Here is a 10752-nt window from a genome sequence, read left to right on the forward strand (position 1 = left end):
GTGCTCATATCCGATCAGTCCGAACGCCAGCACACAACGCGCCTCTCCAGCGAGGCTGGTGCAGCGGCGCTTATTGCGGGAGGACTGCCATGGCAAACGGCTTGACACCGATCAGCAAGTAATGCAGCCAGAACGCAAATAACGCCCATGCCGCAATGCCGACTGCGACAACCGTGATGGTGCCGGTCGCGGTTCCCGCCGGGTAGATGACGCCAGTGGCACGATCCCGTTGTCGCGCCGCCTTGAAGGAGAAAATCGCCCAGACCAGAAAGCTGCCAAACAAGAGCATGTCGGCCAGCGTGCCATTGGCGAGCAAATGGGCCGCCGCCCACAGCTTCACACCCAGAATCATCGGGTGATGCACGCGCGCCTTGATGCCGTTGCGCGGCACGTAGGCGGCCACCAGAAGGATGAACGCTGCCAATGTCAGCAACCCGGCGAGGTGGCGCATGCCGGTGGGTGGTGTCCACACCACGACCGGCTGTTGACGCGCCATCCCGTAGCCCCACACCAGCACCGCGAATCCAATCAGCGAGATCAGCGAATACGCCATCTTCCAGGTGTTTTCACCAAGACTGGCGCGTTGCGTCGTGCGCCAATCCTCGGCCACGATGCGCACCGAGTGAACACCGAGGAAAATCAGCAAGCCTGCAATGAGAACGAACATGGGGTGATCCAGTTTTGCGAGAGTGATGATTGGTCGGATGGCGACCGCGTCGGGTGCGGGATCAGGTCCCGGCCGATGGCATGGCGCGCCGTGCTGGCGCGCAGGGCACTATTTCTTTTCGCGCACCCGTTGCTGCTGTTTTTTCTGCGTTTGTTGCTTGTTCTGTTTTTGTTCGAACAGCGTAATCGCGTCTTTTTTCGCCTGCTCGGCAGTGCACATTGCAGGCACATCGTCGTGCACACTGAAAAATTCGGCCTCCTGCGCATCCGTCACGAGTTTGATTGCGGCGGCATCGTCGAGGTCATACATTTCGGTCAGAAGTGTGGTGACTTCATCCAGAAATTCTTCGTAGGTCATGGACAGCTTTCAAGGTTGCATCGATGGCGCAAGAATACGCGCTTTCGGCAGCTTGCATGCAGGCCGATTGCAGGCTTTCGACCGGCCTCATTGTTCTTCCGCCCGGCACGGAATCATTTCGGCGGCGTCGGAAACAGCACGAACGGTCCCTTGGGCTCCTGATCGGGCGGTACATAGGCGGGCGCCGCATCGCCGGCGGGGCCGAGTGATTTCGCGAACCGATAAATGGCGCGCAGGTCCGGCTTGGTCATTTCGTGCAGGGTGAACCAGGGCATTGGCGGCCGATATTGCGCGGTGGTCGCCAGTTTGAGCCACTCGGCTTCGGTCAGCTTGGCAAAAACCAGCCGCAGATTGCTGGCATAGGTGGTACCCCATGGTCCGCGCCAGCCGAGCTGATCGCCGGTGAGCCATTGCGACTCCGGCACCTTGCCATTGGTCTGCAGGTAACCGGGTGTATGGCAGTCGTTGCAACCGGCAATTTTCACGAGGTATCGACCGCGCTCGATGGATGCGGCATCTGCGCCCCGAGGTGACTCCGCAGACACGGGCCCGGACGCTGCCGCAGCAAGAATGGCGATGATCAAGGGGCGAGGTAAAGTCATCGGAATTTCTCCAGAATTGCGTGGGGACGAAAGGAAGACACAGTTCAGAGCAGTTCTTTCGGAACGTTCCCGCCGTTTGCGGCGAGCTTCTGCAGCACCGTCTTGTGCAGCCAGATATTCATCTGTGCGGAGTCGGCCAGCATCGCGCCGGGGCAACCCAGCTCAGTGGCGAGTTCCTTGCGCGCGGCCAGGCTGCTGTCGAGGTTCAGCAGCTTGAGCAGGTCGACGATGGATACCTTCCAGTTCAATGTCTGCGGATTTTCTGCCGCAAGACCTTCGAGTTTTGCGACGACATCGACTTCCGTCACCGCGACGGCAGCGGGCGCCGACGCCGTAGCGATGTCCGGGGCGGGTTCCGGGACGGCCGTTGGCACGCTCGGCGCAGCGTCCTTGTGACCGAATCCGAGTTTGTCGAGGATGGCGCTGAACAGACTCATGGGGATTCCTTTCGAACGAACAGTGTTGTTGATGTGACACCGTACCGCGAATCCCGATCAAGCCGCAAAAATGATGAACGATGTTTGATCCATGTCGACGCACGCCAGCCCGGTCGGATCAACCGGAGTCGCGATCCGGCCGACATTGCCATATCGATGGCATCGGAGCGCCGCGTCGAGCGAAAAAATGGCTGGCGTTCCAGTTCCTGCCTTGACGAAGCCTGTCGCGTTTCAATACCAAAAAAATACTACTGAAAGTACATTTCCACAGGAGAATCAATTGTTTTAATATTAACTTTAGAGTGGGCTGCAGATGGTCCGCTTATTGCGCCTGCAGCCCGCCAGACGTTGCAGACCGAACGACGCAGGGCGCTGACATGACGATGACGTACCTGAGACAACCAGCGCCAGCTGCGCATGAAACGACCATTCAGAGAAGGAATCACAGCATGTCGAAGTTCATTCAAGCCGTTTCCATCATCGTCGCCCTGACGGCGCTCGTCTCCGGCTGCGGAGGTGGGGGCAGCGCGGGTGGGCCTGTCGCCGTTACGCCGGTTCCTGCGCCAACGTTCTCGCTGCAGTCCGGCTACAAGGCGCGCATTGCCAGCGGCAGCACCACATCGTTCATCATTTCCGGCACCTGCGCCGGATCGGCACAGATCGTCAACGGCAAACCAGCCGGGGGCGGCAACTTCGAAGGGGTAGCGGCGCTGGCCGAAACCTCGACATCGACCGTCTTGATGACAAATTGCATTCCGGCCTCAACCACAGCAACGTCGGTCGAGTATTTCGACAGCAATTACACGCCGCTTGGCCACAATGCTGTCGGCGACGAGTACGGTGTGTTCCTGAGCGCACCTACGGCGCTACCAACCGCTGCCAGGAGTGGTGACACCGGGAGTTATGGCACCGAGACGATTTACACCGACAGCAGCAAGAAAACATTGAAGGGCCAACGGACAATGAGCTAAGTCATCGAACCCGACGGCACGTCAACCTCAACGGTGATCGCCAACCTGATAACGCGCGATTTCAACACGGCGAACCTGCTTCTCTACACGGAGCAATCGCGCTTTCGGATGCGCACGGATGGCACGCTGACGCCACTATCAATTGACGTGCAGTACAGCACCACCAGTTCGACGCATCTGGTTTTTACGGCGAGCTGACGGGGGCTTCGCGCCCGGTGTTGGTTGGCTTGCTTGCCGAAATGTCGTGCTGAGCCAAAACATCAATGGTCAAGCATGATGGTTGTGCTTCAGCCAGTGCGTCGGCGATCCACACGATGGCCGGCGCCAAGCCACCTACGCAATTGCAGCAACCAGATCCATTTCCACGGCAGCGTTCTTCGGCAATTGCAGAACCCCGACCGAAGTGCGCGTATGCATTCCCGCATCGCCCAGGACCGCATGCAGGACCTCCGACGCCGCGTCGGCAACTTCGCTGTGCTGGGTGAAGTCGTCCGAACATTGGACAAAAACCGTGATGCGAAGAATGCGCTCGATGCGCGCAAGGTCGCCGGCGGCCTGACGCAGCAATGCCAGCGCGCGCATGGCGCAAATGCGTGCGGCCAGCTGCGCCTGCGGCAAGGACACCATTGCGCCGACCCGACCGGTCACCATCACCGTATCGGCAACCCGCGGAATCTGGCCGCTGACATAGACTTCATTGCGATGGATGACGAACGGCGCGTAATTGCCGCCAATCTTGATCGCGCCGCCAAAGTCGTAGCCGAGTTCGGCGGCGATGCGTTCAAACGCAACTTGTCGGGATGTGGGCATGGTTGCGTTTATGGCTTGATGAATTTCAGCAGCATCCGGTCCGATTCGCCGATGGCCACGTATTTGGCGCGATCCTTGTCTTTCAGCGTCAGCACCGGTGGCAACGTCCATACCCCATCGGCATAGTCCTTGGTGTCGTTCGGATTGGCCAGCAGATCACTCCGTGCGACAAGTTTGAACCCCGCCTTTTCGGCCATCGCGATCATGACGCTTTCCTTGACGTAACCGAGCCTGGCCGAGGCTTCCGGTGCGCGATCGCTGTTCTCGTTTTCGCGGTGGTCAATGATGCCAAGGACGCCTTTGCTCTTGAGCACGCGAAAGTACTCGGCGAAAATCAGATCGGTCTTCTTGTTGTCGGCAGTGACCAGATTGTGAATGTTGCGGGCGTCGAAAATGACATCCACGCTTTGCCCAGCCTGATAGCCGGGCTGGCCCGCTGGCCGGCCGTAAAAGAACGCCCTGGCTTTCGGGCCGGCCAGCTGCAGCTGGGACTCGCCAAACGTGGCTTGCCAGTTGTTGCGCTTGGCAATGGCGGCCTCGCGCCGCTCCTCGGGCAGGGTTTCAAGAAAAATCTCCGGTGCGGTTTCGGCGCCGAAATAGGTGCCCTTTTGCTTGAGCAGTGGTCCGAGAATATGGCTGTACCAGCCTCCGCCGGGGAAGTTTTCCGCCACCGTCATGGCGGGCGTGACACCGATAAAGGCGAGCACTTCGGCCGGACGACGTGCGCGGTCGCGCGCTTTTTCTGCGTCGGTGCGCCAGTAGTTGTTGTCGTAGACGGCGGCGTCAATGGCGGCGCTGGCAGTCGCGGCGTCGGTGGCGGCAAGCGTGACGGGCGATATGGCTGCCAGCGAACTCGCTAGTAAAGCCAGGGTGGTCAGGTGTTTTTTGAAGGACATGATGGCTTCCTTTTGTGGGTTTTCGATCAAGGCGCATGGCGCTGGCTACAACAGGTTGCATGCTACGACAATCCATGCGATTGCGTCCCGTGTCTCGGACCGTCAATACTGCTATCCCGACTGCAACGTACTGATCAACACGCTTGGCATCATCGGGGCAGCAGCCCTGGAGACGGCCGACATCGAACTGACCCAGGCGCGCATTGATCAGTTCGAACCGGACTTCGACGACATTACCCTGCCAGCCCTGCGGGCGATTCACTTCCGCCTGTTCCAGGATCCCTATGACTGGGCCGGCGATCTGCGGACGGCCAACATCAGCAAGGGCAGCACGCGGTTTGCGAACATCAACTGCATCAAGCCAGAGGCGGACAAGCTCTATCGTCAGCTTGCGCAGGAAAAATATCTCACCGCACCAAAGCGTGGCTCAATCCAGCGAATCCCCATGTTCCTGCCGCTTGGTGGCGCGATACTCCCGCTGCGCGTACCAGATGACGGAGAAGATCAGGAACAGGGCGCCCAGCGTAATTTCAATTTTCAGAAACAGCGCTGCACTCCAGACCGCACCCCAGAGCTGGATCAGGAACACCACGATGCCGAGAACGAAGAACAGCGTGCCGAGGAAGAGAATTGTTTTCATGCTCAGCTGTGTTTCGTCACGATGACGGCGGTGCCGTAGCAAATGACTTCGGTCACGCCGCGCATGACTTCGGTGGCGTCATAGCGCATCGCGATGATCGCATTGGCGCCGTTTTTCGACGCCTGGGTACACATGATCTTGTAGGCGTCCTTGCGGGTCTGCTCGCACAGGTTGGTGTAAATGGTGATGTTGCCGCCGACGATGGTTTGCAGCCCACCAAAAAATGCACCCACGACTGAGCGCGAGCGCACCACGATCCCGCGCACGATGCCGACGTTGTCGGAAATTACGTAGCCCGGCAATTCAAGGGCCGAGGTCACCATTTTTGCTTCCATGTTGGGCGTCTTTCGCGAAGGGTTGAGGTAGGATCTTTTACTGCGCCAGCGGATCGGCAGGCTTCACCAGCTTCTTGCAGTGCGGGTCGCGGTATGGACCGCTTTCCCTTAGCCAGCCGTCGCCCGGTGGCGTTTGCTGACAGGCGAGGGCGCCGTCAAGCTTGCTCTGCCAGCGGTAGTACTGGGCCGGCGCGGCGAACACTGCCAACGGTAGCGCTGCGATTGCCAGCACCAACAGAAATGTAATCCGGTTCATCGATGCTCCCGTGGTTCAAGCAAATCAAACACCCTGCGCAAACTCCACCATCAACTGGACGCGGGTGACGCCGTTATATTCGTTCGCATCGAGCCGATACGCCACGCGTGCCCGCGCGCCCAAATCGTCGGTGTGGCCGAACCAGATCGCGTCGTGGCGCTGGCCGTTGCGTTCCAGTTGCAATTTCAAATGACGTTCCTTGAGCACCCGCTGGCTGATCACCCGAAACTCGTCGCAGAACACCGGTGGCGCAAAGCCCTGGCCCCACACCTGCGATTCGAGCAGTTCGATGAACTGCGTGGTGAAGAAGGCATCCTCCAGCGACCCATCGGATTCCAGCACGCGCTCCAGCTGGTTTTTGGTGAGCCAGCTTTTGCCGACCATTTCGAACGCCGCGGCAAAGGCATCAAAATTCTCCGCCCGCAGCGACAATCCCGCCGCCATGGCGTGGCCGCCAAACTTGTCGATCAGCGTTGGCGCATGTTTCGAGACCAGATCCAGCGCATCGCGCAAATGAAAGCCCGGTATCGAGCGGCCCGAACCCTTGATCCAGCCATCCGCGGCCGGTGCGAAGGTGAAGGTCGGTCGATAGAATTTGTCCTTCAGCCGCGAGGCGACGATGCCAATGACGCCCTGATGCCAGCCGGCGTCGAACACGCTGATGGTGGAGCGGTCGTGCGGATCAAAGCTGTCGAGCAGTTCCAGCGCGGTGTCCTGCATGCCGGCTTCGATGTCGCGCCGTTCGCGATTGATGCCATCGAGTTGCTGGGCGATGGCCCAGGCGCGACCTTCGTCGTCGGTAGTCAGGCATTCGATCCCGAGCGCCATGTCGGCCAGGCGTCCGGCCGCGTTCAGGCGCGGGCCGAGCGCAAAGCCGAGGTCGAATGGCGTGGCGCGGCGCGCTTCACGGCCGGCGGCACGAAACAGCGCGGCCACGCCGGCATGCATGCGACCGGCGCGCATCCGCTTGAGGCCCTGCGCCACCAGAATCCGGTTGTTGGCATCGAGCTTGACCACATCGGCAACGGTGCCGAGCGCGACCAGATCGAGCAATGCATCGAGTTTCGGCTGGCTCTGCTGATCGAACACGCCGCGCCGGCGCAGTTCGGCGCGCAGCGCCAGCAACACGTAAAACATCACGCCGACACCGGCCAGATGCTTGCTCGGAAAGCCGCATTCGGGCTGGTTCGGATTGACGATCACGCGCGCCGCTGGCAGCGTTGCCGCCGGCAGGTGGTGGTCGGTAACCACCACCTCGATGCCGCGCCGGTTGGCTTCGGCCACGCCGTCGATGCTGGCGATGCCGTTGTCGACCGTGATGATGATGTCGGGTGATTTTTCGCGTTCGGCCAGCGCCACGATCTCGGGCGTCAGGCCGTAGCCGTATTCGAACCGGTTCGGCACGATGAAGTCGACGTTGGCCCCCAGCATGCGCAGGCCGCGCAGGCCGACGGCGCAGGCGGTGGCGCCATCACAATCGTAGTCGGCGACAATCACCAGCTTCTTGCGGGCGGCAATCGCATCGGCCAGAAAGGCCGCCGCGGTATCGATATGCAGCAGACCGGCGGGCGCGATCAAGGCGCTCAGCTCGCTCGACAGTTCCTGCCTGTTGAGCAGGCCGCGGCCGGCATACAAGCGCGCCATGACCGGATGAATGCCTTCCTGGATCAGCCGTTCGACATCGCGTTGCGGCACCGCGCGGGTAACGATTCGGGTCATGCCAGCAGTCCGTCGAGCGATGGCTTGCGCCAGAATTTGCGCAGGCCGTGGCGGCTGACGCTGCGCTCGACGCTGACGGTGCCGCTGGTCAGGATCAGGCGATAGCGATCGAACACGCCATCCTGCAATGCCCGCAGCAATGGCGCGAACCAGGTTGCTTCAAGCTGGTTGATGCGCATCAGCCATTCGTTGAGGTCCTCGCCCAAGGCCGGTTCGATCAGGCCATCGAGCATCAGCAGGCCGCGCTGCGGGCGCGCCGCGAGCACCGTCGCAGCATCGGTGTCGGTGCCAAGGAAGAGCGCGCTGTACTCGGACTTGTGCATGATCATCGGCGCTTGCGCCGCACCCCACAGCCACAGCGAATTCACCGGATTCAATCCGGCTTCCTCGCGCGCGCGATTGACGGCGCTGTCATGCCAGTGCATCTGGATCTCGTTCTGCACCTTGCGCCAGTCGCGTTCGCCCGGGCCCTTGGGCATCCAGATGTCGATGTTGTGGCCGCAGGCCGCGTCCGGCGTCGCGGTAATCAATTCGCGCCAGCTGTCGGCACGCAGGAACCAGTGGTCGGCATCGCCGTACACCAGTTCCTGGCCGATCTCCTCGAACAGCGGCGCGGCCAGCGTAAACAACGCCCGTGCGTCGACCTCACTCAGGGCAAGGCGGCGCCGGTCGGTCAGCACCAGATGATCGCGCGCAATGTGGATGTGGACCGGATGCAGCATGAACCAGATGCCTGGCGGGGTTGCCACGCCGCGCTGCTGCATGGCATGCAGTGCTACCGGCGGAGTGTTGGCGGCTGCGGCGTCGAACGGCAATCCGATGGCCTGCGCTAACCAGAATTCATGGGGCAGCGCGCGCGCGTACGGGTCGTGGCTGTCACTGTGCAGCAGATTGCTGCGCGCCAGCAGCATGGCCAGTGACGGCGTTTGCATGGCCCGCAGCAGATCTGGCGCCATGGCGGGCGGCGGCAGGGAAAACGGAAGCAGGATGTCGAGATGGCTCATGGCGCGATTGTACGCATCGGCGGCGGTTAATGATGCGGAAAAACCATGATCGGCAAACCGCCCGATTTCACGCACCGGCAGCGCCACGAAGCAAGTAGTATGGTTCGTACAGGTACGCGCGTCACCATCTGCGTTTTTCGTCTGATTCTGATCCCTGGCCAGCTTGCTGACAAGCGCCGACCAGCACCAAGGAGACCGCCCGTGAACATTCCCCCATTAGCCGCTTCAGGCATCGATCCGGTGGCGACAGCCGGAATTGCCAATGTCAATCCGGTGATTCCATCGACCGCCCTGGCGGAGCAACAGGCCGTCCTTGCTGCCGATACGCGATCCAGCATTGTCGATTTGTCGACACTGGGCCAGTTGCAGGCCGCACTGGCGCGTTTTCGTGCGCAGCCGATCAATGACAATGCGGCCGGAGGCAGCGCCGCGGTCGATGGCGTGAATGCGTTTGGCAAGTTTCTTGCCGCAACCCAGCTGATTGTCGACGCGCTCAATAATTTTCAGTCCGGCCATGTCGACAGCCTGCTCAATGCGATCAGTGCCCCGGCCGACAGTGCGCTGCCGGGTCTCGATGCGCTGCCGGCGACCACCCCGGGCGACGCGCTGCTGGCCAGTCTGAAGCAGGGCGGCATCAATTTCCAGAGCGCCGGTGCGGCTGGCGGCACTGCGCAGTTCAGCATCGATTTGCCGACGCTGCAAGCAGCGTTCGAGGCCAATCCGGCCAGTACCGCGACCGCGCTGGCGCAAGCATTTCAGACCCTGAGCCAAGGCGCCCAATCGGTGGTCGCGCAGGACGCCGCGCTGTTTTCGACCGATCCCGGCGTAACGCCGTTTGATGGTGCGTCAAGCGCGCCAGCGGCACTGGCAGGGAATCCGGATGCGACCGTCGCCGCGCTGGCGGCGCTGCCATCGCCGGTGGCTGCCGCGGTAGTCGCGGCGGCAGCCAGTCCTGCCGTGCCGTCGACGGGCGTCACCGCCACACCCGATATCGCGCTGCCGGCGACGATCACTGCGGCAGCAATTCCGGTAACGCTCAGCGAGCCGGTGGCTGCAACCGCAACCGGAGACGCGACCGCAACCGGAGCCGCCGCCAGTACCCTTGTTGGCAACCCCGCCGCGCTCACCGATCCTGCGATTGCCGCTGCTGCGCTCCAGCAGAATGCTGCGGTGTCGAATGCCGCCCTGGCCCAGGCGATTGACACCACCAGTTCGAACACGGTGCTGGGCAGCAGCGCGGCGGCAGCGCCGATTGCGACATCGCCCGCCGTCCAGACCGCCTTGCCGCAGCCGGCGGCGACCAGTGCGGTCGTCACTCCGGTGGTGACCGACCCGAGCGTCACCGCCGCGGCTGTCGCTCTGGCTGTACAGGCCGCCGACAACGTGGTTCCGCCTCAACCGGCGATCGTGGCAGCTCCGCTCGTCGCAACAAGCAATCCTGTCCCGCCCAATGCGACCGCGGCGGCGATCAGCGCACCGCCGCAAACCGTCAATGACGCCAACGCCTTGGCAGCCAATGCAGCGGTACTGGCCGCGGCTGCCGCATTCCGCCTGGGAGATGTGCATGCCGCCAACGCCGTCCGGCAACCCGCGGAATTGGTCCCGGCAATTAACGCCGTGACCCCGGCCGCAGCGACCACGCTGGATCCGCATGATGACGCCGGCGACGAGGCGCGCAAGGCAGCGCAACTGGCCGATCAGCGCAAACAGGTTGCCGCACAGCGAGAGGCGCTTGCGAGCTCCTATGAGCCGCTGCCCGACCACGGCAATCTCGATATCAGTGTGTAGATAATCCAACGTCGATACGGTTGCCGCGGGTGGCCTCGCCTCCGACGGCGATGGCCGACGATGCGCGCCTGTAACGCGGCGATCTGCCGTAATCCATCGCGCGGCCACCAAAAAAGGCGGAGCGCCTTTTGCTCAACAGTGGAGGAGTTTTAGTAGTCGTGCATGTTTCCTCAGTGAAAGTGTTACCGAGTCAAGTCAATTGACGGCAGTGTTCTGCCAGCGGGGCTAACCAGGTTTGGTGCCCGCCACAATAAAAAAGGATTGCACGAT

At 61.7% G+C, this 10752-nt stretch carries 13 protein-coding genes; 3 read left to right on the forward strand and 10 right to left on the reverse strand.

Annotated elements, in window-relative coordinates:
• Positions 1 to 70 precede the first annotated feature (70 nt).
• The 4 genes from RCH09_RS13720 to RCH09_RS13735 all read right to left on the reverse strand — a co-directional run bounded on the left by RCH09_RS13720 (position 71) and on the right by RCH09_RS13735 (position 2063).
• The gene (locus RCH09_RS13720) at positions 71 to 667 is read right to left on the reverse strand and encodes an NnrU family protein (protein ID WP_326941676.1); all 597 of its coding nucleotides are present in this window, start codon (positions 665 to 667) and stop codon (positions 71 to 73) included.
• A gap of 108 nt (positions 668 to 775) precedes the next feature.
• Positions 776 to 1024 carry a hypothetical protein gene (locus tag RCH09_RS13725; protein WP_326941677.1) on the reverse strand — a complete coding sequence of 83 codons (249 nt, stop codon included), beginning with the start codon at positions 1022 to 1024 and terminating at the stop codon, positions 776 to 778.
• 113 nt (positions 1025 to 1137) lie between these two features.
• A complete protein-coding gene (locus tag RCH09_RS13730; protein ID WP_326941678.1) occupies positions 1138 to 1626 on the reverse strand; it encodes a cytochrome C in 489 nt (162 codons plus the stop codon).
• A gap of 44 nt (positions 1627 to 1670) precedes the next feature.
• Positions 1671 to 2063: a DUF3597 domain-containing protein gene (locus tag RCH09_RS13735; protein WP_326941679.1), complete on the reverse strand. Its 393-nt coding sequence runs from the start codon at positions 2061 to 2063 to the stop codon at positions 1671 to 1673.
• A gap of 449 nt (positions 2064 to 2512) precedes the next feature.
• Here RCH09_RS13735 and RCH09_RS13740 point away from each other — a divergent pair, with 449 nt between their 5' ends.
• The gene (locus RCH09_RS13740; RefSeq protein ID WP_326941680.1) at positions 2513 to 3034 is read left to right on the forward strand and encodes a hypothetical protein; all 522 of its coding nucleotides are present in this window, start codon (positions 2513 to 2515) and stop codon (positions 3032 to 3034) included.
• Between the two features lie 333 nt (positions 3035 to 3367).
• Here RCH09_RS13740 and RCH09_RS13745 read toward each other — a convergent pair whose 3' ends face one another.
• Positions 3368 to 3844, reverse strand: a complete 477-nt coding sequence (locus tag RCH09_RS13745) for a RidA family protein (RefSeq protein WP_326941681.1) — start codon at positions 3842 to 3844, stop codon at positions 3368 to 3370.
• Between the two features lie 8 nt (positions 3845 to 3852).
• Positions 3853 to 4740 carry a class I SAM-dependent methyltransferase gene (locus RCH09_RS13750; RefSeq protein ID WP_326941682.1) on the reverse strand — a complete coding sequence of 296 codons (888 nt, stop codon included), beginning with the start codon at positions 4738 to 4740 and terminating at the stop codon, positions 3853 to 3855.
• On the opposite strand from RCH09_RS13750, the gene RCH09_RS13755 reads away from it, so the two are divergent.
• The gene (locus tag RCH09_RS13755) at positions 4739 to 5419 is read left to right on the forward strand and encodes a hypothetical protein (RefSeq protein WP_326941683.1); all 681 of its coding nucleotides are present in this window, start codon (positions 4739 to 4741) and stop codon (positions 5417 to 5419) included. The genes RCH09_RS13750 and RCH09_RS13755 overlap by 2 nt on opposite strands.
• On the opposite strand, the gene RCH09_RS13760 is transcribed toward RCH09_RS13755, so the two are convergent.
• Genes RCH09_RS13760 through RCH09_RS13775 form a run of 4 tightly spaced genes read right to left on the reverse strand, consistent with a single transcriptional unit; the run spans position 5383 to position 8694 of the window.
• The gene (locus RCH09_RS13760) at positions 5383 to 5715 is read right to left on the reverse strand and encodes a YbjQ family protein (protein WP_326941684.1); all 333 of its coding nucleotides are present in this window, start codon (positions 5713 to 5715) and stop codon (positions 5383 to 5385) included. The two genes, RCH09_RS13755 and RCH09_RS13760, sit on opposite strands and share 37 nt — an antisense overlap.
• A 37-nt stretch (positions 5716 to 5752) precedes the next feature.
• Entirely contained in the window at positions 5753 to 5971 is a 219-nt protein-coding gene (locus RCH09_RS13765) for a hypothetical protein (RefSeq protein WP_326941685.1), read from the reverse strand.
• Positions 5972 to 5995: 24 nt separating this feature from the next.
• Entirely contained in the window at positions 5996 to 7690 is a 1695-nt protein-coding gene (recJ, locus tag RCH09_RS13770) for a single-stranded-DNA-specific exonuclease RecJ (RefSeq protein ID WP_326941686.1), read from the reverse strand.
• Positions 7687 to 8694: a hypothetical protein gene (locus tag RCH09_RS13775; RefSeq protein ID WP_326941687.1), complete on the reverse strand. Its 1008-nt coding sequence runs from the start codon at positions 8692 to 8694 to the stop codon at positions 7687 to 7689. Before RCH09_RS13775 ends, recJ begins: the two co-directional genes overlap by 4 nt.
• A 201-nt stretch (positions 8695 to 8895) precedes the next feature.
• Between RCH09_RS13775 and RCH09_RS13780 the strand changes: the two genes are divergently transcribed.
• Positions 8896 to 10482 carry a hypothetical protein gene (locus RCH09_RS13780; RefSeq protein ID WP_326941688.1) on the forward strand — a complete coding sequence of 529 codons (1587 nt, stop codon included), beginning with the start codon at positions 8896 to 8898 and terminating at the stop codon, positions 10480 to 10482.
• The last annotated feature ends 270 nt before the right edge of the window (positions 10483 to 10752 follow it).

The organism is Actimicrobium sp. GrIS 1.19 (genome assembly GCF_035984655.1).
In the GTDB taxonomy this organism is placed as follows: domain Bacteria; phylum Pseudomonadota; class Gammaproteobacteria; order Burkholderiales; family Burkholderiaceae_D; genus Actimicrobium.

Excerpts from the sequence above, each read along its gene's own strand:
- RCH09_RS13720 (WP_326941676.1), bottom strand. The coding sequence starts at position 667 with ATGTTCGTTCTCATTGCAGGCTTGCTGATTTTCCTCGGTGTTCACTCG.
- RCH09_RS13725 (WP_326941677.1), bottom strand. The coding sequence starts at position 1,024 with ATGACCTACGAAGAATTTCTGGATGAAGTCACCACACTTCTGACCGAA.
- RCH09_RS13730 (WP_326941678.1), bottom strand. The coding sequence starts at position 1,626 with ATGACTTTACCTCGCCCCTTGATCATCGCCATTCTTGCTGCGGCAGCG.
- RCH09_RS13735 (WP_326941679.1), bottom strand. The coding sequence starts at position 2,063 with ATGAGTCTGTTCAGCGCCATCCTCGACAAACTCGGATTCGGTCACAAG.
- RCH09_RS13740 (WP_326941680.1), top strand. The coding sequence starts at position 2,513 with ATGTCGAAGTTCATTCAAGCCGTTTCCATCATCGTCGCCCTGACGGCG.
- RCH09_RS13745 (WP_326941681.1), bottom strand. The coding sequence starts at position 3,844 with ATGCCCACATCCCGACAAGTTGCGTTTGAACGCATCGCCGCCGAACTC.
- RCH09_RS13755 (WP_326941683.1), top strand. The coding sequence starts at position 4,739 with ATGATGGCTTCCTTTTGTGGGTTTTCGATCAAGGCGCATGGCGCTGGC.
- RCH09_RS13750 (WP_326941682.1), bottom strand. The coding sequence starts at position 4,740 with ATGTCCTTCAAAAAACACCTGACCACCCTGGCTTTACTAGCGAGTTCG.
- RCH09_RS13760 (WP_326941684.1), bottom strand. The coding sequence starts at position 5,715 with ATGGAAGCAAAAATGGTGACCTCGGCCCTTGAATTGCCGGGCTACGTA.
- RCH09_RS13765 (WP_326941685.1), bottom strand. The coding sequence starts at position 5,971 with ATGAACCGGATTACATTTCTGTTGGTGCTGGCAATCGCAGCGCTACCG.
- recJ (WP_326941686.1), bottom strand. The coding sequence starts at position 7,690 with ATGACCCGAATCGTTACCCGCGCGGTGCCGCAACGCGATGTCGAACGG.
- RCH09_RS13775 (WP_326941687.1), bottom strand. The coding sequence starts at position 8,694 with ATGAGCCATCTCGACATCCTGCTTCCGTTTTCCCTGCCGCCGCCCGCC.